The 18,372-nt window shown below is 61.5% G+C and carries 18 protein-coding genes and 1 tRNA gene; 13 read left to right on the top strand and 6 right to left on the bottom strand.

Annotated elements, in window-relative coordinates:
* Window positions 1–4: 4 nt before the first annotated feature.
* Window positions 5–973: a TAXI family TRAP transporter solute-binding subunit gene (locus J2X53_RS10285; RefSeq protein WP_349037405.1), complete on the top strand. Its 969-nt coding sequence runs from the start codon at window positions 5–7 to the stop codon at window positions 971–973.
* Window positions 974–1,051: 78 nt separating this feature from the next.
* Entirely contained in the window at window positions 1,052–3,211 is a 2,160-nt protein-coding gene (locus J2X53_RS10280) for a TRAP transporter fused permease subunit (protein ID WP_349037404.1), read from the top strand.
* A gap of 133 nt (window positions 3,212–3,344) precedes the next feature.
* Here the strand turns inward: J2X53_RS10280 and typA are convergent, their stop codons facing one another.
* Window positions 3,345–5,162 carry a translational GTPase TypA gene (typA, locus tag J2X53_RS10275; protein WP_349037403.1) on the bottom strand — a complete coding sequence of 606 codons (1,818 nt, stop codon included), beginning with the start codon at window positions 5,160–5,162 and terminating at the stop codon, window positions 3,345–3,347.
* Between the two features lie 91 nt (window positions 5,163–5,253).
* Complete coding sequence (locus J2X53_RS10270; protein ID WP_349037402.1) at window positions 5,254–5,856, bottom strand: YitT family protein; 603 nt, start codon at window positions 5,854–5,856, stop codon at window positions 5,254–5,256.
* 123 nt (window positions 5,857–5,979) lie between these two features.
* Here J2X53_RS10270 and J2X53_RS10265 point away from each other — a divergent pair, with 123 nt between their 5' ends.
* Window positions 5,980–6,810 (top strand): FkbM family methyltransferase, encoded by an 831-nt coding sequence (locus tag J2X53_RS10265; protein ID WP_349037401.1) that lies wholly within the window; start codon window positions 5,980–5,982, stop codon window positions 6,808–6,810.
* Between the two features lie 51 nt (window positions 6,811–6,861).
* Here the strand turns inward: J2X53_RS10265 and J2X53_RS10260 are convergent, their stop codons facing one another.
* From J2X53_RS10260 to J2X53_RS10245, 4 genes are all read right to left on the bottom strand, one after another.
* Window positions 6,862–8,076, bottom strand: a complete 1,215-nt coding sequence (locus J2X53_RS10260) for an NADP-dependent isocitrate dehydrogenase (protein WP_349037400.1) — start codon at window positions 8,074–8,076, stop codon at window positions 6,862–6,864.
* Window positions 8,077–8,173: 97 nt separating this feature from the next.
* Complete coding sequence (locus tag J2X53_RS10255; RefSeq protein WP_349037399.1) at window positions 8,174–8,788, bottom strand: HD domain-containing protein; 615 nt, start codon at window positions 8,786–8,788, stop codon at window positions 8,174–8,176.
* Window position 8,789: 1 nt separating this feature from the next.
* Window positions 8,790–9,059: a hypothetical protein gene (locus tag J2X53_RS10250; RefSeq protein WP_349037398.1), complete on the bottom strand. Its 270-nt coding sequence runs from the start codon at window positions 9,057–9,059 to the stop codon at window positions 8,790–8,792.
* Entirely contained in the window at window positions 9,056–9,715 is a 660-nt protein-coding gene (locus J2X53_RS10245) for an alpha/beta hydrolase (protein WP_349037397.1), read from the bottom strand. The genes J2X53_RS10250 and J2X53_RS10245 overlap by 4 nt, the downstream gene beginning before the upstream one ends.
* A gap of 185 nt (window positions 9,716–9,900) precedes the next feature.
* Between J2X53_RS10245 and J2X53_RS10240 the strand changes: the two genes are divergently transcribed.
* From J2X53_RS10240 to J2X53_RS10195, 10 genes are all read left to right on the top strand, one after another.
* Complete coding sequence (locus J2X53_RS10240; protein WP_349037396.1) at window positions 9,901–10,374, top strand: Rrf2 family transcriptional regulator; 474 nt, start codon at window positions 9,901–9,903, stop codon at window positions 10,372–10,374.
* On the top strand, window positions 10,371–11,414 hold the full coding sequence (locus tag J2X53_RS10235; RefSeq protein WP_349037395.1) for an aminotransferase class V-fold PLP-dependent enzyme: 1,044 nt from the start codon (window positions 10,371–10,373) through the stop codon (window positions 11,412–11,414). Before J2X53_RS10240 ends, J2X53_RS10235 begins: the two co-directional genes overlap by 4 nt.
* 42 nt (window positions 11,415–11,456) lie before the next feature.
* Window positions 11,457–12,968, top strand: a complete 1,512-nt coding sequence (gene sufB, locus J2X53_RS10230) for a Fe-S cluster assembly protein SufB (protein ID WP_349037394.1) — start codon at window positions 11,457–11,459, stop codon at window positions 12,966–12,968.
* 80 nt (window positions 12,969–13,048) lie between these two features.
* Window positions 13,049–13,639: a hypothetical protein gene (locus J2X53_RS10225; protein ID WP_349037393.1), complete on the top strand. Its 591-nt coding sequence runs from the start codon at window positions 13,049–13,051 to the stop codon at window positions 13,637–13,639.
* 39 nt (window positions 13,640–13,678) lie between these two features.
* Window positions 13,679–14,434, top strand: coding sequence for a Fe-S cluster assembly ATPase SufC (gene sufC, locus J2X53_RS10220; RefSeq protein ID WP_349037392.1), 756 nt, complete (start codon window positions 13,679–13,681; stop codon window positions 14,432–14,434).
* The gene (sufD, locus tag J2X53_RS10215) at window positions 14,434–15,720 is read left to right on the top strand and encodes a Fe-S cluster assembly protein SufD (RefSeq protein WP_349037391.1); all 1,287 of its coding nucleotides are present in this window, start codon (window positions 14,434–14,436) and stop codon (window positions 15,718–15,720) included. The genes sufC and sufD overlap by 1 nt, the downstream gene beginning before the upstream one ends.
* Window positions 15,720–16,193, top strand: coding sequence for a YIP1 family protein (locus tag J2X53_RS10210; protein WP_349037390.1), 474 nt, complete (start codon window positions 15,720–15,722; stop codon window positions 16,191–16,193). The genes sufD and J2X53_RS10210 overlap by 1 nt, the downstream gene beginning before the upstream one ends.
* Window positions 16,194–16,781 (top strand): Yip1 family protein, encoded by a 588-nt coding sequence (locus J2X53_RS10205; RefSeq protein ID WP_349037389.1) that lies wholly within the window; start codon window positions 16,194–16,196, stop codon window positions 16,779–16,781.
* Window positions 16,778–18,001 (top strand): cysteine desulfurase, encoded by a 1,224-nt coding sequence (locus tag J2X53_RS10200; protein ID WP_349037388.1) that lies wholly within the window; start codon window positions 16,778–16,780, stop codon window positions 17,999–18,001. The genes J2X53_RS10205 and J2X53_RS10200 overlap by 4 nt, the downstream gene beginning before the upstream one ends.
* A gap of 63 nt (window positions 18,002–18,064) precedes the next feature.
* Window positions 18,065–18,141, top strand: a tRNA-Arg gene (locus J2X53_RS10195).
* The last annotated feature ends 231 nt before the right edge of the window (window positions 18,142–18,372 follow it).

Below are 18,372 nucleotides of genomic sequence, written 5' to 3'. Positions count from 1 at the left end.
CTGCATGTTCATCAAGACACTCGCCGCCGCTTGCGCGGCTGGCCTCGTTGCGACCACCGCACTGGCGCAGGACAAAAGCGACTGGCCGTCAGAAATCACCATCGGCACCGCGTCGCAGGGCGGCACCTATTTCGTCTATGGCAACGGCTTTGCCGGGTACATGTCCGAAGCTCTGGGTGTGAACGCCACCGGTGAAGTCACCGGCGGCCCGGTGCAGAATGTGACGCTGGTGGAAACCGGCGATCACCTGATGGGTCTGGTCACCATGGGCCCGGCCTATGACGCCTGGATGGGCAAATCCGAGCTTGCGCCGGGGCTGGAGCACAAGTCGATCCGCGCGCTGTTCCCGATGTATCAGACCCCGTTTCAGGTCGTGGTGCTGAAATCGTCGGGCATCACCTCGGTGTCTGACCTGAATGGCAAGCGCGTCTCGGTTGGTCCTGCTGGCGGTACCCCCGGCACCTATTGGCCGCAGTTCATGAGTGCTGTCGGCGTCGAGGCCAACGTGTCCTATGCCGGGGCTGCCGATGCGGCAGGCCAGTTGCAGGACGGTCTGATCGACGCCTTTGCCTTTGCGGCGGGCGTGCCGATTTCGGCATTTTCCGAACTGGCAGCCCAACAGGACGTGCTGATGTTCGGTCTGACCCCGGAAGAATCCGCCAAGGTGCTGGAAGCCTTCCCGGCGATGGCCCCGTTCAACATCGCAGCGGGCACCTATCCGGGCCATGACTATGACCAGCCCACGGTTGCGCTGTGGAACTTTGCCATCGCGCATTCCGACATGCCGGACAGCCTCGCCTATGAGATCACCAAGCTGGCGCTCGACAACAATGAGCGCATGGTTCAGATCCACGCGACATCGTCGGAAACGCTGATCGAGAACTGGGACAAGAACACCTTCATGACCTTCCATCCCGGTGCGGTGCAGTATTACGAAGAAAAAGGGATCACGATCCCCGATACCCTGAAATAAGGCACGCCGTTCGTGCTTTGCGGGCGTCCGACCTGGATCGGACGCCCTTTTTCAATCATCATTCGGGGACACCAGACCATGACCGCTCCCAGTACGGACGTTCCAGAAAAGGCTATTGCCTCTGGCGTCGACAACGAGATTTTCTCGGCCAACCAGCGCAAACCGATCGGTTCGGTCGGCCTGCTGATCGCCGCAATGTGTATCGCCTATACCGCGTTTCATATCGGGGTGATGAACCTGTATCCGATTGAAACCTGGACCTACCGGCTGCTGCATGTCGGCGGCGGGCTGGTGATCGGGTTCCTGCTGTTCTCGTCACTGAACTTCATGGAAGTCGAGGGCAACCCGCGCGCAGGCCGCATGCTGATGCTGGCCCCGGCGGCGGTGCTGGTGGGCGTGGGCTTTGTGCAGGTGATGCTGTTCTGGATCGGCGGCACGGGGGTCGATCAGGCAGCCCAAGCCACCGCCATGCGCTGGACCTTTGGCGTGCCGCTGCTGATCGGGACGGTCTGGGCGTTGCTGGTGGGCTGGCTGATGCCGGATCCGCGCCGCGGGCAGCTGGATGCGGCTGACATTATCCTGGCCTGTGCCGCCATTGCGGTGACCGCCTATATCATCTTTCACGCGCCGCTGTTGCGCTTGCGCGCGGGCACCGGCCTCGCGAAAGAGGCCGATATGTATGCGGCCCTGATCGGGGCGATCCTGATCCTGGAGCTGACCCGGCGCATGGCGGGTCTGGCGCTGGTGATCATCGCCGGGATCTTCGTGCTCTACAGCTTTGTCGGCCCGTGGTTGCCCGGTATCCTGTATCACCGGGGCTATTCGCTGACCCGGTTCTTTACCTATGTCTTCACCGATCAGGGTATCCTTGGCCCGACGACGGCAATTTCCTCGACCTACATCATCCTGTTCGTGGCCTTTGCCGCCTTTCTGCAAGCCAGCCGCGTGGGTGAGTATTTCGTCAACTTCGCCTTTGCCGCAGCGGGTGACCGTCGCGGTGGACCGGCCAAGGTGGCGGTGTTCGGATCGGGCCTGATGGGCATGATCAACGGCACCTCGGCGGGCAACGTGGTGGCGACCGGGTCGTTGACCATCCCCTTGATGAAAAAGGTGGGCTACAAGCCGCAGACCGCAGCAGCGGTCGAGGCGGCGGCCTCATCCGGCGGGCAGATCCTGCCGCCGATCATGGGGGCGGGCGCGTTCATCATGTCGGAAATCACCGGCATCGCCTATTCCGACATCGTGGTGGCCGCGATCATCCCGGCTTTGCTCTACTTCGTCAGCGTCTATTTCAACGTCGACCTGATGGCGCAGAAGTTCAACATGAAGGGCCTGCCGCGCGAAGAGCTGCCGCAGTTCCGCAAGCTGGCCAAGCAGGTGTTCCTGTTCATCCCGATCCTCATTCTGATCGGCGCGCTGTTCATGGGCTATTCCGTGATCCGTGCGGGCACGCTGGCCATGGCGGCGGCAGCGGTCGTCTCGTGGCTGACGCCGCACAAGATGGGCATCAAGGAAATCCTGTTCGCGCTGGAAATCTCGACCAAGATGACGCTGCAACTGGTCGCGGTCTGTGCCGCCGCCGGGATCATTGTGGGCGTGATTGCACTGACCGGGCTGGGCACGCGGTTCTCGTCGCTGCTGCTGGGGCTGGCGGAGAACAACCAGATGCTGGCGCTGTTCTTTGCCATGGTCGTCTCCATCGTGCTGGGGATGGGCATGCCCACCACGGCGGCCTATGCGGTGGCGGCTTCGGTGATCGCGCCGGGGCTGATCAGCATGGGCATCGACACGCTGACCGCGCACTTCTTCATCTTCTACTTCGCGGTGATGTCGGCCATCACCCCGCCGGTGGCACTTGCCGCCTATGCCGGGGCGGCGATTGCCCGGTCTGACCCGATGAAGACGAGCGTGGAGAGCTTCAAGATGGGGATGGCGGCGTTTGTGGTGCCGTTCATGTTCTTCTCGTCGCCCGAACTCTTGATGCAGGGCGAATGGCTGAACATCATCCACGTTGTTGCCGGGGCGTTGCTGGGGGTGTTCCTGCTGTCTTCAGCGGTGCAGGCCTGGTACTTCGGCCATCTGAACACGATCCTGCGCATCGTTCTGGCGGTGGCTGCGGTGGCGATGATCGACTCCGGCTTCCTGACCGACTTTATCGGCATCGGGACGGCGGTAGCGGTCTGGGCGATCCAGAAGCGGCTGGTAAAGCCGGGCGCGGTTGCGCGTGGTGCCGACTGACAGCACCCTGGCCGCCCGGGAAACCGGGCGGCCTCATACAGAAAACGCGCGCAGGGCCAATGCCTTGCGCGCGTTTTTTATGTCGGTTCTCAGGTTTCCCAAATGAAAACGGCCCCCGAAGGGGCCGCCATCCTCAGGCGCTGCGGCTGTGCCGCTTGCGCTCATGCGGGTCCAGATAGCGTTTGCGCATCCGCACCGATTTCGGCGTCACCTCAACCAGCTCATCATCGTCAATATAGGCGATGCACTGCTCAAGGCTCAGCTTGACCGGGGTGGTCAGGCGCACAGCCTCATCCGTGCCAGAGGCGCGGACGTTGGTCAGCTGTTTGCCTTTCAGCGGGTTCACTTCCAGATCGTTGTCACGGCTGTGCTCGCCGATGATCATGCCGGTGTAAACCGGTTCCTGCACCCCGATGAAGAAGTGGCCACGGTCTTCCAGCTTCCACATCGCGTAAGCGACCGAGATACCGGATTCCATCGAGATCAGCACGCCCTGACGACGCCCCTCGATCGGGCCCTTGTGCGGGGCCCAGCCGTGGAACACGCGGTTCAGAACGCCGGTGCCACGGGTGTCGGTCATGAACTGGCCATGATAGCCGATCAGACCGCGCGACGGCACATGCGCGATGATCCGGGTCTTGCCAGCCCCTGCGGGCTTCATCTCGACGAGATCGCCCTTGCGCGGGCCGGTCAGCTTTTCGATCACCGGGCCGGTGTATTCGTCATCCACGTCGATGGTGACTTCTTCAATCGGCTCGGAGCGCACGCCGTCGATTTCCTGCATCAGCACGCGCGGCCGGCTGATCGACAGCTCGAACCCTTCGCGGCGCATGTTCTCGATCAACACGCCCATCTGCAATTCGCCCCGGCCTGCGACTTCAAACGCGTCGCCGCCGGGGGTGTCGGTGACCTTGATCGCGACGTTGATCTCGGCTTCCTTCATCAGACGCTCGCGGATTACGCGCGACTGCACCTTGGAGCCTTCTTTGCCTGCCAGAGGCGAGTCGTTGATGCCAAAGGTGATCGAGATCGTCGGCGGGTCAATCGGCTGCGCGGGCAGGGCGGTATCCACCTCCAGCGCGCAGAGCGTATCGGCCACGGTGGCTTTGGTCATGCCGGCAAGGGTCACGATGTCGCCTGCTTCGGCGGCGTCGATCGGGGTCATCACCAGACCACGATAGGCCAGAACCTTCGACACGCGGAACTGTTCGATCCGGTCGCCATTGCGGCTCAGCGCCTTGATGGTCTCGCCAGCGCGCAGCGTGCCCGCCTCTACCCGGCCGGTCAGGATACGGCCGATGAACGGGTCAGCCGACAGCGTGGTGGCCAGCATCTGGAACGGCTCGGCCCGGCGCGCGATTTGCGCCGGTGCAGGCACATGGCTCAGCACCAGGTCATAGAGCGCCGACAGATCCTTGCGCGGCCCGTCGAGTTCGACATCGGCCCAGCCAGAGCGGCCCGAAGCGTAAAGCACCGGGAAATCAAGCTGATCGTCATCGGCGCCAAGGTTGGCGAACAGATCGAACACCTCATTCAGGGCGCGCGATGGTTCGGCATCGTGCTTGTCGACCTTGTTCAGCACCACAATCGGGCGCAGGCCAAGTGCCAGCGCCTTGGAGGTCACGAATTTGGTTTGCGGCATCGGGCCTTCGGCCGCGTCGACCAGCAGCACAACCCCGTCGACCATCGACAGGATCCGCTCCACCTCGCCACCGAAATCGGCGTGGCCGGGGGTGTCAACGATGTTGATCCGGGCACCGGCCCATTCCAGCGAGGTACATTTCGCCAGAATGGTGATGCCGCGCTCACGCTCGATATCGTTGCTGTCCATGGCACGTTCAGCGACGGCCTGGTTGTCGCGGAAAGACCCCGACTGTTTCAGAAGCTCATCAACGAGCGTGGTTTTGCCATGGTCAACGTGCGCGATGATGGCAATGTTGCGAAGCTCCATCGGGAGGGGTCACTTTCAATAGGGTCTGATGATTGTTGGCCAGCCCTTACAGGGTTTCGGCCTGATTGGCCAGTGCCGATCACACACAGGGTCATGTGGCGATATAGCGGTCGCGGCGATGGTTGATCGCAATGATGATATTCAGCACCAAGGCGCCCAGCAAAGACCAGATCACCACGATGAACGGGAACAAAAACAGCGCCACGCCAAAGATTACGGCATCGGCGCAGAGCTGCACGTAGCCGGCGCGAAATCCGGTCTTGTCCTGCACGATCAGCGCCACCACGCCAAGACCACCCAGGGATCCGTTGTGGCGGAAGATCACCAGCAGGCCCACCCCGGCCATCGCGCCAAAGGTGAGGGCGGCCATCGGGGCAGACAGCTGCGCGAATGAGATATGGTCGGGAAGGATCAGCGTCAGCGCCGACAGGGCGGTGACAGAGATCAGCGATTTGGCGGTAAACTGCGGCCCCAGCCGCATGTAGGCCAGAATATAGAATGGCAGGTTGATCACAAAGAATACCAGACCAAAACTCCATCCGGTCAGATAGGAGATAATCACCGCTATTCCCGTCGTCTGCCCGGTGATCAGCCCGGCATGTGTCAGGAATTGCAACGACAGCGCGCAGAGAAACACCCCGAGCGCAAAGCCCTGGGCGTCTTCGGTCAAGGTGTGTTTGTCGGCGGCTTTCATGGCGCGTAGGTATGGCAGGCATCCTGACCTGTCCAGCCCTTTTCCTGCCTTATATTGGCCCTGATGCTCTTGTTTCATGGGGTCAAGGTCAGATGACCGCAACAAGAAACGATGAGGCAAATCATGCAGGCACACCGCGCATTGGGCATCGTTCCCACCCAAACGGCCGAGGATGCGGCCGACCCTTCGGCGGCGCTGTCCGCCAAACTGGATCAGATGATCCGGTTGAGCGAGGAAGCGATCCATCTGCAACGGGTGGCCCTGCTGGAGCCGGGCCATATCCTGCGCTTTCACGCCGGGTTGACCCCGGTTGCGATGTCACTGCCCGACGCGCAAGAAGATTATGTCCAGCGGATGATGCTGCGCAACCGCCAGTTCTTTGAGGCCAAGCTGCTGGCCACGCTGCAGGATCTGGCCCTGATCAAGCCGACCGACACGGTCTGCGACATTGGCGCCAACATTGGCAGCACCTCGGTGTTTTTCGGCAAGGTGCTGGGGGCAAAGCGGGTGCTGGCGTTCGAGCCGCTGCCGCAGGCCTATGCCACGCTGTGCCGCAATCTGGAACTCAACGGCCTGACCGATGCGCTGGCCTATAACTGCATGGTCGGCCCGACCTCGGGCCGGGGCGATCTTGCCCGGTTCAACCCGCGCAATCTGGGGGCCACGTCCTTTGCTCCGGCAAAAAGCGGCCCGATCCCGATGGTGGCGCTGGATGATCTGATCGAGGCCGAGGAATTGCAGGGCCTTGGCTTCATCAAGGTTGATGTCGAAGGCATGCATATGGATGTGCTGAGCGGTGCCAAACAGGTGATCAAGGCGTTCAAGCCGGTGATCTGGGTCGCGCTGACCAACCACAACGCCGATTACGCGGCGACGGCAAAGCTGCTGGGCGGGCTTGGCTATACCGCCGTGCGGATCGGGCCGAACGACCACATCTTCAAACCCGGCGCATAAAAAAAACGGGGGGTGCAGTTGCACCCCCCGATCTGTTCCGACGGTCGGACCTCAGCCCTTGAGGGCTTTGTTCAGATATTCGTCAACCTTTTCCAGATACCCCATCGTGGTCAGCCACTTCTGATCGGGGCCGACCAGCAGCGCCAGATCCTTGGTCATGTGGCCATCTTCGACCGCATCCACGGTGACCTTTTCCAGCGTCTGGGCAAAGCGCATCAGCGCATCGTTGTTGTCCAGCTTGGCGCGGTGCTTCAGACCACCGGTCCAGGCAAAGATCGACGCGACCGAGTTCGTGCTGGTCTGCTGACCCTTCTGATGCTGGCGGTAGTGGCGGGTCACGGTGCCATGCGCCGCCTCTGCCTCAACCACCTGACCATCGGGCGTCATCAGAACGCTCGTCATCAGGCCCAGCGAGCCAAAGCCCTGCGCCACGGTATCCGACTGCACATCGCCGTCATAGTTCTTGCAGGCCCAGACATAGCCGCCCGACCATTTCATCGCCGAGGCGACCATATCGTCGATCAGGCGGTGCTCATAGTGGATGCCCGCGGCCTTGAACTTGTCTTCAAATTCTTCGGCATAGACCTTGGCGAACAGATCCTTGAACCGGCCGTCATAGGCTTTCAGGATCGTGTTCTTGGTTGACAGATACACCGGCCAGCCCTTGAGCAGGCCATAGTTCATCGACGAGCGCGCGAAGTCGATGATGGAGTCGTCAAGGTTATACATCGCCATGTAAACGCCCGAAGACGGGGCGGAATACACGTCTTTTTCGATCACGGTGCCGTCTTCGCCGACGAATTTCATCGACAGCTTGCCAGCCCCCGGAAAGCGGAAGTCGGTTGCGCGGTACTGGTCGCCAAAGGCATGACGGCCCACGACGATCGGCTGGGTCCAGCCCGGTACCAGACGCGGCACGTTCTTGCAGATGATCGGCTCGCGGAAGATCACGCCGCCCAGAATGTTGCGGATGGTGCCGTTGGGCGACCGCCACATCTGTTTCAGGCCGAATTCCTCAACCCGCTGCTCGTCGGGGGTGATGGTCGCGCATTTGACGCCCACACCGTATTTCTTGATGGCTTCGGCAGAATCGATGGTGATCTGGTCGTTGGTGCGGTCACGCTCCTCGATTCCCAGATCGTAATATTTCAGATCAATGTCGAGATAGGGCAGGATCAGTTTTTGCTTGATAAAATCCCAGATGATCCGGGTCATCTCGTCGCCGTCGAGTTCGACAACGGGATTTGCCACCTTGATTTTGGTCATAATCGCCCTTTCGGTGTTGGTTGAGGTTGGGGCTGCTATAGCGTAAAGTCGGAGCTCTGGCTAGTGCGGTATGCGATTGCATACCGAATTGCGCCGATCAGGGAAAGAATGTCGCAGCGCGGGCTTTGACCCAATCCCACAGGGCAGGGGCCCCGCGCGCAATCTTGACCCCGACCCGGTGTTCAAGCTGCTCGGCGGTGACATTATAGGTGGTCCACGTGCCGCCACCCGACATCAGATTGGCCATCACCGGCTGCACCCGGTCAAGACTTTTGGCAAAGACGGCATCGGGGGTCTGGGCGGCCTCAAACTCTTCCCACAGCGCCCGCAGCTCATCGCGCAGATCCGAGGGCAGCAGCTCGAAAATCCGGTCCGCCGCGCGCTGTTCTGCCGCTATGGTCTCGGCCGAGCCATGCGCCAGACCATTCGCCGCGTGAATCGGCACATCGCCGACATCAATCTCGACCAGATCATGGATCAAGAGCATCCGGATCACCCGGTTGATATTCACGCCGGGTGCCGCCTGATCGGCCAGCACCAGCGCATAAAGCGCCAGATGCCAGGAGTGTTCGCCCGAGTTTTCCACCCGCGAGCCGTCGACCAGCGTGGTGGCGCGCAGCACCGATTTCAGCCGGTCAGCCTCATTGAGAAACGCGAACTGCGCCTCAAGCCGTGCGTCGGACCGATCAGACGGATTGCGCGCACCGTCCACGCTAATGCCCGCCTTTTTCCGCCTCACGCGGGGCGTCGGGCAGTCTGGCCCCGGCACGTTTGGCGGCCAGAGCCTTTTCCAGAAACTCGCGCCCGCGCCGTTCTGCCAGCCGGATGCGGATCGAGGTCATGAAGGCCTCTTGCAGGGTGGGCGACGACGCGCCCACCACCTTGGCCACTTTTTCGTAGAAATAGGGATCATCCAGATCAACCGACCCTGCCAGCACATCGCGGGCAAGGCCATCGGCCAGATCCTGAATGAAATCGCTCACCGCGACACTTCGCCCAACCGGCGACGGACATAATCCGACACGGTTCCGATCATCGGCTTCATATGGGTTTCTTCATCCTTGAAGAAATGGTCCGCGCCCTCAATCTCGGTATGGGTGATGGTGATGCCCTTCTGCTCATGCAGCTTGCCCACCAGCGTCTTGGTATCCTTTGGCGGGGCCACCTTGTCGGCAGAGCCGTTGATGATCAGACCGGAGGAGGGGCAGGGGGCGAGGAAGGAGAAATCATACAGGTTCGCCGGTGGTGCCACCGAAATGAACCCGGTGATTTCCGGACGCCGCATCAACAGCTGCATCCCGATCCACGCGCCAAAACTGAACCCCGCAACCCAGCAATGCTTGGCATTCTGGTTCATCGACTGCAGGTAATCCAGCGCGGATGCCGCATCGGACAACTCACCAATGCCCTGATCATATTCGCCCTGAGACCGCCCGACACCGCGGAAGTTGAACCGCAGGACGGTAAAGCCCAGATTGTAAAAGGCATAGTGCAGGTTATACACCACCTTGTTGTTCATCGTCCCGCCATAGGCAGGATGCGGATGCAAAACGATGGCAATGGGCGCGTCGCGATCCTTTTGCGGGTGGTAACGGCCTTCAAGGCGGCCTTCTGGGCCTGCGAAGATCACTTCGGGCATGTGTTTCCTGCCTGTACTTTCCCGCGAGCATTCTTGACGGTAACGCTCGGCTTATCTAGAACCGTTCTAAGCATGACGTGTCAACAACTGACGGTGCCAGCCTACGGGTCAAATGCAGGTAATGGTCCCTGTGTTCCGCGTCAATCCATTTGCGGGCGGTATTCCCGCCATTCAGGGGTCTGTCTATGAAACTCTCGACCAAAGGGCGCTATGCGATGGTCGCTCTGGCCGATCTGGCGCTGATGGAGGCCAAGGCCAAGGCAGAAGAGCTGGTCTCGCTGGCCGCCATTGCCAAGCGGCAGGATATTTCCTTGCCCTATCTGGAGCAGCTGTTTGTCAAACTACGCCGCGCCGGTCTGGTCGAGGCGGTGCGCGGACCTGGCGGCGGCTATAAACTGGCGCGCGCGCCGTCCGAGATCCGCGTCTCCGAGGTGATGGAGGCGGTCGAGGAAACCGTGGATGCGCTGCACACCGGGGCCGGGGCCAGCGGTGGCGTGTCGGGCACCCGCGCCCAAAGCCTGACCAACCGGCTGTGGGAGGGGTTGAGCGCCAACGTCTATGTATTCCTGCACCAGACCCGGCTATCAGACGTGATCCGCAACGAGATGCAGCCCTGTCCGGCGGTGCCTGCGCTGTTCCGCGTGGTGGATGAGGAATGACCCGCCTGTATCTCGACTGGAACGCCACCACGCCCTTGCGCCCCGAAGCGCGCGCCGCGATGATTGCGGCCATGGATCTGGTCGGCAACCCGTCCAGCGTGCATGCCGAAGGGCGCGCCGCCAAAGCGCTGATCGAGAAATCCCGCGCCCAACTCGCCGCCGCTCTGGGCGCGGACGGGGCCGATATCGTCTTCACCTCCGGCGCTACTGAGGCCGCCGCGCTCGCCTCGGCAGGTCGCGATCTGGCTTGTTCCGAGGTGGAGCATGATGCGGTGCTGGCGTGGTGCGAACCATTGTTGCCGGTCGATGCGGCGGGGCGGATTGAGGCACATGTGCCGCGCGAATCTGCGATGCAGCTGGCCAATTCCGAGACCGGAATAATGCAGACCCTGCCGCAAGGGCTGGCGCTGTCAGACCTGACGCAAGCCTTTGGCAAGGTGCCGCTGGCGTTCAACTGGCTGGGCTGCGACATGGGCATGGTCTCGGCGCACAAGCTGGGCGGGCCAAAGGGCGTGGGCGCACTGGTGCTGCGTCAGGGCCTTGAAACCTCGGCACAAATGCGCGGCGGCGGTCAGGAAATGGGCCGCAGAGCAGGGACCGAGAATCTGATCGGCATTGCAGGCTTTGCCGCAGCAGCCGAAGCGGCGGCGCGCGATCTGGCCAATGGCGTCTGGGACGAGGTCGCTGAAATTAGAAATATTCTAGATTCAGCATTGTCCGGGCTAGCAAACAATACTATTTCAGTCGGGAAAGAAGCGTCCCGGCTGCCCAATACGATCTGCCTGATCGCACCCGGTTGGAAGGGTGAGACGCAGGTGATGGCGATGGATCTGGCGGGCTATGCCGTCTCGGCAGGTTCGGCCTGTTCCAGCGGCAAGGTCCGGGCAAGCCGGGTGCTGCGGGCGATGGGGTTTGACGACGGATTGGCTGCTCAGGCGATCCGGATTTCAATCGGCCCCGGCATCACGCGCGACGATGTGTTGCGCTTTGCCGAAGGTTGGGCGGCCGCTTACGCCCGTGCGCTGGCGCGCGCTGCGTGAACAACGGGTCGCAAGACCCTGATAGAATAAAGGAATAGTCCGATGGACGTTGTTGAGACAGAAGTGCGCGAAGGTGTGGATCGCGAAACGATCGAAACCGTGCAGGCGATGTCCGGCAAGTATAAACACGGCTGGGAAACCGATATCGAGATGGATTATGCCCCCAAAGGCCTGTCCGAAGATATCGTGCGGCTAATCAGCTCGAAAAACGAAGAACCCCAATGGATGCTCGACTGGCGCCTCGCCGCTTATCGCCGCTGGGTCAAGATGGAAGAGCCGCGTTGGGCGATGCTGAACTATCCTGAAATCGACTATCAGGATCAGTATTACTATGCGACGCCCAAAAGCATGGCCGTCAAACCGAAGTCTTTGGATGAGGTCGACCCCAAGCTGCTGGCCACCTATGCCAAGCTTGGTATTCCGCTGAAAGAACAGGCACTTCTGGCCGGTGTCGAAGCTCCCGAGGGCGGCGAGCGCAAGGTCGCGGTGGATGCGGTGTTCGATTCCGTCTCGCTTGGCACCACGTTCAAGAAAGAACTGGCCAAGGCCGGCGTGATCTTCTGCTCGATCTCCGAGGCGGTGCGCGAGCATCCGGAGCTGGTGCAGAAATATCTGGGCACGGTCGTGCCGCAGTCGGACAACTTCTTTGCCACGCTGAATTCTGCTGTGTTTTCCGATGGTTCGTTTGTCTACATCCCGCCGGGCACCCGCTGCCCGATGGAGCTGTCGACCTATTTCCGCATCAATGCCGAAAACACCGGCCAGTTTGAGCGTACGCTGATCATCTGCGACCGCGGCGGCTATGTCTCGTATCTCGAAGGCTGCACCGCGCCGAAACGCGACACCCACCAGTTGCACGCGGCGGTGGTGGAAATCGTGATCCTGGAGGATGCCGAGGTCAAATATTCGACCGTGCAGAACTGGTATCCGGGCGATGAAAACGGCGTTGGCGGCATCTACAACTTTGTCACCAAACGCGCCGATTGCCGCGAAGACCGGGCCAAGGTGATGTGGACGCAGGTGGAAACCGGCTCGGCGATTACATGGAAATACCCGTCCTGCATCCTGCGCGGCGACGATTCCCAGGGCGAGTTCTATTCGATTGCCATCGCCAACAACGCCCAGCAAGCCGATACCGGCACCAAGATGATCCATCTGGGCAAGCGTACCAAGTCGCGTATCGTGTCCAAGGGCATTTCGGCCGGTCGGGCGCAGAACACCTATCGTGGCCTCGTGTCAATGCACCCCCGCGCCACCGACAGCCGCAATTACACCCAGTGTGACAGCCTGCTGATCGGCGACAAATGTGGCGCGCACACGGTGCCGTATATCGAGGTCAAGAACAACTCCAGCCGGGTGGAGCATGAGGCCACCACGTCCAAGGTGGATGAAGATCAGCTGTTCTATTGCCGCTCGCGCGGGATGGATGAGGAAGAGGCTGTCGCTTTGGTCGTGAACGGGTTCTGCAAGGATGTGCTGCAGGCCCTGCCGATGGAATTCGCGATGGAAGCGCAGGCGCTGGTGGCGATCTCGCTCGAAGGCTCTGTCGGATAACGGCTGCGGAACAATGGCTTATGGAACCATCCTCACGAACGAAACGGCGGCACAGGATCGCTTAACCTTGGCGGTGTGCCATGGTTAAGCTGACCGACCGTCCGATTGTGACCCTGCCTGAGGTCGAGGCGGCAGCACTCGCCGCTGCGCTGCGCAAGGCGCAGGTGGTGCTGGAATACGGCTCTGGCGGCTCGACCGTGATGGCGGCCGAGATGGGCAAGACCGTGCTTTCGGTCGAAAGCGATGCCGAATGGCTGGGCGGGATGCGCGACTGGTTCGCCCGGAACCTGCCCAAGGCCGAAGTGGTGCTGCACCACGCCGATATCGGTCCGACCGGCAAATGGGGCATGCCGACCGGGCAAAAGGCGTTTCGCAAGTTCCCCGGCTATGCCCTTGATATCTGGGATCATCCCCGCTTTCGCCACCCCGATCTGGTGCTGATCGACGGTCGCTTTCGCCCGGCCTGTCTGCTGGCCGCAGCCTTCCGCATCACCCAGCCTGTGACCGTGCTGTTCGACGACTATGCCGAGCGGGAACCCTATCATGCCATCGAGGCGATGTTCCGCCCGGTGACGCTCCATGGTCGTATGGCCGAATTTCATCTGGAACCCAGCTCCATTCCCGCCGACAAACTGGCCTGGGTAATGGGCTGGTTTTTGAAACCGCAATAAGGGCGCACAGCGCCGGACAGAATACCAAGAGGCCGAAAAATGTTGGAAATCAAAAACCTGCACGTCAAACTTGAGGAAGAGGATAAAGTCATCCTGAACGGCGTCGATCTGAAGATCGGGCCGGGCGAAGTGCATGCCATCATGGGGCCGAACGGGTCGGGCAAATCCACGCTGTCTTATGTACTGGCGGGCCGTGACGGGTACACCGTGACCGAAGGCAGCGCCACGCTGCAAGGCGAAGAACTGCTGGAGATGGAACCCGAAGCGCGCGCGGCGGCGGGGCTGTTTCTGGCGTTCCAGTATCCGGTCGAGATTCCCGGCGTCGGCAACATGACCTTTCTGCGCACCGCGGTGAACGCACAGCGCAAAGCACGCGGCGAGGACGAGCTGTCGGCAGGCGATTTCCTGAAAACCGTGCGCGCCAAGGCCAAGGATCTGAAGATCGACGCCGACATGCTGAAACGCCCGGTCAACGTCGGCTTTTCCGGCGGTGAGAAAAAGCGCAACGAGATTTTGCAGATGGCGATGCTGGAACCCCGGATGTGCATCCTGGACGAGACCGACTCGGGCCTTGATGTCGATGCGATGAAACTGGTGTCCGAAGGCGTGAACGCGCTGCGCGATGCCGGGCGGTCTTTCCTTGTTATCACGCATTATCAACGGCTTCTGGACCATATCAAACCTGATGTCGTACACATCATGGCCGCTGGCCGCATCATCAAATCCGGCGGTCCTGAACTGGCGCTGGAGGTGGAACACAACGGTTACGCCGACCTGTTGGCGGAGGCGGAATGATGGCACTGGCGCAGACCAAAACTGATGCGCTGACGGCACGCACGGCGGCGCTGACCGCAGGCGGCAGCGGTTGGCTGGGCGCGGCCCGGCGCGATGCCGTGGCCCGGCTGGCAGCGATGGGCCTGCCGACAAAGCGCAATGAATACTGGCGCTACACCGATCCGGCCAGCCTGACCTCGGCCACGCCGACCCCCGCCGCGCTGTTCGATGCGGGCGATGAAGCCCCGGCTTTTGACGGGATCGAGGCACTGAAGCTGGTGTTTGTCGATGGCGTGTTTGATCCGTCGCAGTCGGATGACCCGACGCTGGCCGGGGTGGAAATCACCGCGCTTTCGCAAGCTGACGGCGTCGATATCCACTGGGCGCGCGACATTTATGGCGTGCTGGAAACCCGCGGCCAGACCCCGGTGCAGCGCCCGCTGGCAACGCTGAACACCGCCTATGCATCCGAGGGCTTTCTGATCCGTGCGACCGCAAAGGCCGCCCGGCCGATTTCTCTGATTTATCACCATACATCAGTGACTTCTGATGCCTTGATCCATCATTGCATCAAGCTGGAAAAAGGCGCCGAGCTGACCATTCTGGAAAACGGTCCCGCCGCCGCGCGGGTGACGAAGGTGATGGAGGTCGAGGTCGCCGATGGCGCGCGTTTCCACCACATCCGCGCGCAGGGTCGTGACCACGAACGCCGCGCGGTGACGCATGTGTTTGCGCGCGTCGGGGCAGGGGCGTTGTTCAAGTCTTTCACCCTGACCGCCAATGGCTGCCTGACCCGCAACGAGCAGATCATCGAGCTGGTTGGCAATGATGGCGTGGCCCATGTCGCGGGCGCGGCGGTGGGCGACGGCACGTTTCACCATGACGACACCGTGTTCATGACCCATGAAGGCCAGCGCTGCGAAAGCCGTCAGGTGTTCAAGAAGGTGCTGATGAATGGCGCGGTCGGGGTGTTTCAGGGCAAGATCCTGGTGAAACAGGGCGCGCAAAAGACCGATGGCTATCAGATCAGCCAGAGCCTTTTGCTGGACGGCGACAGCCAGTTCCTGGCCAAGCCAGAGCTGGAAATCTATGCCGATGACGTGAAATGCAGCCACGGCAGCACTTCGGGCGCGATTGACGATACCGCCTTGTTCTACCTGCAATCGCGGGGCGTGCCCAAGCGCATGGCGCAAAGCCTGCTGGTGTTGGCGTTTCTTGCCGAAGCCATTGGCGAGATCGAGGATGAGACCATCGCTGACGACATCCGCAGCCGTCTGGAAGGCTGGCTGCAACGCCATGAACACTGATGTCGATCACCGCCGACATCGTTGAAAGCTGGCGGCGTCCGCGCGTTGTGGTGCGCAGGCATCTGGCGCGCGGGCGGTCAGAACCCTTTGCCTTCAGCCTGTTGGTGGCGTTTCTTGTGTTGGCCTTTGTCGCGCAATGGCCAGCCGCCTCGCGCGCTGCCTTTGCCGATGGCACGCCGGTGGCACCGCGACTATTGGCCATAGGGCTGGCGCTGTTGGCAACGGTGCCGCTGTGGTATGGACTGGCTGCGGCCAGCCGTCTGCTGGCGCGGCTGTTTGGCGGCACGGGCAGCTGGTATGGCGCGCGCATCGCGCTGTTCTGGTCGCTGGTGGCGGTGACGCCGCTGATGCTGCTGCAAGGGCTGGTGGCGGGCATGATCGGCCCCGGTCCGGCGCTGACGGCGGTGGGGGTCATCGCGGGGCTGGCCTTTGTGATTTTCTGGGCGCAGGCCCTGATCGAAGTGGAACGTTGAATGGACCTGTCGCTGTCATCCCTGCTGTCACTGGCGCGCTTTACCGTGCAAAACCCGCGGATGGGCGCGCGGATGGTGATGCAGGCCGATCTGCCGATGGCGGCGCGCTGGGTGGCGCTGGCGCTGATGGCGGTGGCTTCGGCCATTCTCGCGCATCTGGCCTTTGCGCTGATGCCGGCAGAGGTGCGGCAGGCGATGGCGGGCGCGATGTCCAGCCCGCTGACCAGTGCGGTGATGCAGGGCGGGTTGATGCTGGCGGCGGTGTTCGTGATCCATTGGGTCGGGCGCTGGCGCGGCGGCACCGGCCGGTTCGAGGATGCGCTGATCCTGATGATCTGGCTGCAGTTCATCCTTTTGATCCTGCAGGTGGTGCAGATCGTAAGCCAGGTGCTGCTGCCCCCGGTCTCGGTGCTGGTCGGCTATATCGCGGTCGGGATTTTTCTGTGGCTTCTGAGTAACTTCGTGGCCGAACTTCACGGGTTCAAATCCGTACTGCTGACGTTTCTGGGCGTGCTGCTGACCCTGATCGCGGTCGGCTTCATTCTGGCGCTGGTGCTGATCCCGTTCATGGGGCCGATGATCCAATGACCCTTGATATCGCATCCCTCCGCGCCGATTTTCCGATCCTGTCGCGGCAGGTCAACGGCAAGCCGCTGGTCTATCTGGACAACGGCGCATCTGCACAAAAGCCCCAATGCGTGATCGACGCGGTGACCACGGCTTATTCGATGGAATATGCCAATGTTCACAGGGGCTTGCACTATCTGTCGAACCTTGCCACCGACAAGTATGAAACGGTCCGGGGCATCATCGCGCGGTTCCTGAACGCGGGGTCCGAAGACGAGATCGTGTTTACCACTGGTACGACCGAAGGCATCAATCTGGTGTCCTATGCCTGGGCCGCGCCGCGGCTGCAGCCGGGTGACGAGATCGTGCTCAGCATCATGGAGCATCACGCCAATATCGTGCCCTGGCACTTCCTGCGCGAACGGCAGGGCGTGGTGCTGAAATGGGTCGACTGCGATGCCAATGGAGATCTGGATCCGCAAGCGGTGATCGACGCCATCGGCCCACGCACAAAGCTGGTCGCGATCACCCAGATGTCGAATGTCACCGGCACCGTGGTGGATGTCGCCAGCATCTGCCACGCCGCCCGCGCGCGGGGGGTGGCGACGCTGGTGGATGGCTCGCAATCGGCGGTGCATATGCCGGTCGATGTGCAGGCGATGGGCTGTGATTTCTTTACCATCACCGGACATAAGCTATACGGACCAAGCGGTTCCGGTGCGATCTTCATCCGCCGTGACAGGATGGATGAGATGCGTCCCTTCCTTGGCGGCGGCGACATGATCCGTGAGGTCACGCGCGATGCCATCAGCTACAATGCCCCGCCGATGAAGTTCGAGGCGGGCACTCCGGGCATCGTGCAGCAGACCGGGTTGGGCGTTGCGCTGACCTATCTGATGGAGATCGGGATGGACCGGATCGCCGCGCATGAACGCCGGTTGCGCGACTATGCGCAGACGCGACTTTCGGGCCTCAACTGGCTGAATATTCAGGGCAATTCGGCAACCAAGGGCGCGATTTTCAGCTTTACGCTGACCGGCGCCGCCCATGCGCATGACATCAGCACGATCCTTGACAAACGCGGCATTGCCGTGCGCGCGGGCACGCATTGTGCCATGCCGCTGATGGCGCATATGGGGGTGGGCGCGACCTGCCGGGCCTCATTTGCGATGTACAACACCGAAGCCGAGGTTGATGTGCTGATCAACGCTCTGGAGTTCTGCCATGAGATTTTTGGCTAAGGACGGGCGCAGCATTCCTTTCTCGTTGCAGCCTCGCGTCAAGGCCGCTATAGAACCCCGCAGGCACCCATAGCTCAGCTGGATAGAGCGTTGCCCTCCGAAGGCAAAGGTCGCACGTTCGAATCGTGCTGGGTGCACCAAATCCCCGATTTCAGTTGATTCCCCCGGTAGAAGGGGCTTTCTCGGACGCTCATTTTGTCTGTTCTTTTGTTGTCACCAAGTTTATGCGTCGGCTGATCTGCAAAGTAGAACTGTCGTTCAGTGTGTCTGAGCAGAACCGGGCAGGGCGGAGACCACCGATATCGCAGGCCTGACCGGTCCTGCGGTCAGGCTCACTCTGCGGCATGAGATGCCGTTTTAGCACGGAGCAG

The organism is Pseudotabrizicola sp. 4114 (genome assembly GCF_031457365.1).
Taxonomy (GTDB): domain Bacteria; phylum Pseudomonadota; class Alphaproteobacteria; order Rhodobacterales; family Rhodobacteraceae; genus Pseudotabrizicola.
The sequence above is the reverse complement of the archived record's forward strand: the minus strand, read 5'-3'. Positions and strand labels throughout refer to the sequence as shown.

Excerpts from the sequence above, each read along its gene's own strand:
- J2X53_RS10285 (WP_349037405.1), top strand. The coding sequence starts at position 5 with ATGTTCATCAAGACACTCGCCGCCGCTTGCGCGGCTGGCCTCGTTGCG.
- J2X53_RS10265 (WP_349037401.1), top strand. The coding sequence starts at position 5,980 with ATGCAGGCACACCGCGCATTGGGCATCGTTCCCACCCAAACGGCCGAG.
- sufB (WP_349037394.1), top strand. The coding sequence starts at position 11,457 with ATGGACGTTGTTGAGACAGAAGTGCGCGAAGGTGTGGATCGCGAAACG.
- J2X53_RS10200 (WP_349037388.1), top strand. The coding sequence starts at position 16,778 with ATGACCCTTGATATCGCATCCCTCCGCGCCGATTTTCCGATCCTGTCG.
- J2X53_RS10225 (WP_349037393.1), top strand. The coding sequence starts at position 13,049 with ATGGTTAAGCTGACCGACCGTCCGATTGTGACCCTGCCTGAGGTCGAG.
- J2X53_RS10235 (WP_349037395.1), top strand. The coding sequence starts at position 10,371 with ATGACCCGCCTGTATCTCGACTGGAACGCCACCACGCCCTTGCGCCCC.
- J2X53_RS10205 (WP_349037389.1), top strand. The coding sequence starts at position 16,194 with ATGGACCTGTCGCTGTCATCCCTGCTGTCACTGGCGCGCTTTACCGTG.
- sufD (WP_349037391.1), top strand. The coding sequence starts at position 14,434 with ATGGCACTGGCGCAGACCAAAACTGATGCGCTGACGGCACGCACGGCG.
- J2X53_RS10260 (WP_349037400.1), bottom strand. The coding sequence starts at position 8,076 with ATGACCAAAATCAAGGTGGCAAATCCCGTTGTCGAACTCGACGGCGAC.
- J2X53_RS10240 (WP_349037396.1), top strand. The coding sequence starts at position 9,901 with ATGAAACTCTCGACCAAAGGGCGCTATGCGATGGTCGCTCTGGCCGAT.
- typA (WP_349037403.1), bottom strand. The coding sequence starts at position 5,162 with ATGGAGCTTCGCAACATTGCCATCATCGCGCACGTTGACCATGGCAAA.
- sufC (WP_349037392.1), top strand. The coding sequence starts at position 13,679 with ATGTTGGAAATCAAAAACCTGCACGTCAAACTTGAGGAAGAGGATAAA.
- J2X53_RS10210 (WP_349037390.1), top strand. The coding sequence starts at position 15,720 with ATGTCGATCACCGCCGACATCGTTGAAAGCTGGCGGCGTCCGCGCGTT.
- J2X53_RS10245 (WP_349037397.1), bottom strand. The coding sequence starts at position 9,715 with ATGCCCGAAGTGATCTTCGCAGGCCCAGAAGGCCGCCTTGAAGGCCGT.
- J2X53_RS10280 (WP_349037404.1), top strand. The coding sequence starts at position 1,052 with ATGACCGCTCCCAGTACGGACGTTCCAGAAAAGGCTATTGCCTCTGGC.
- J2X53_RS10270 (WP_349037402.1), bottom strand. The coding sequence starts at position 5,856 with ATGAAAGCCGCCGACAAACACACCTTGACCGAAGACGCCCAGGGCTTT.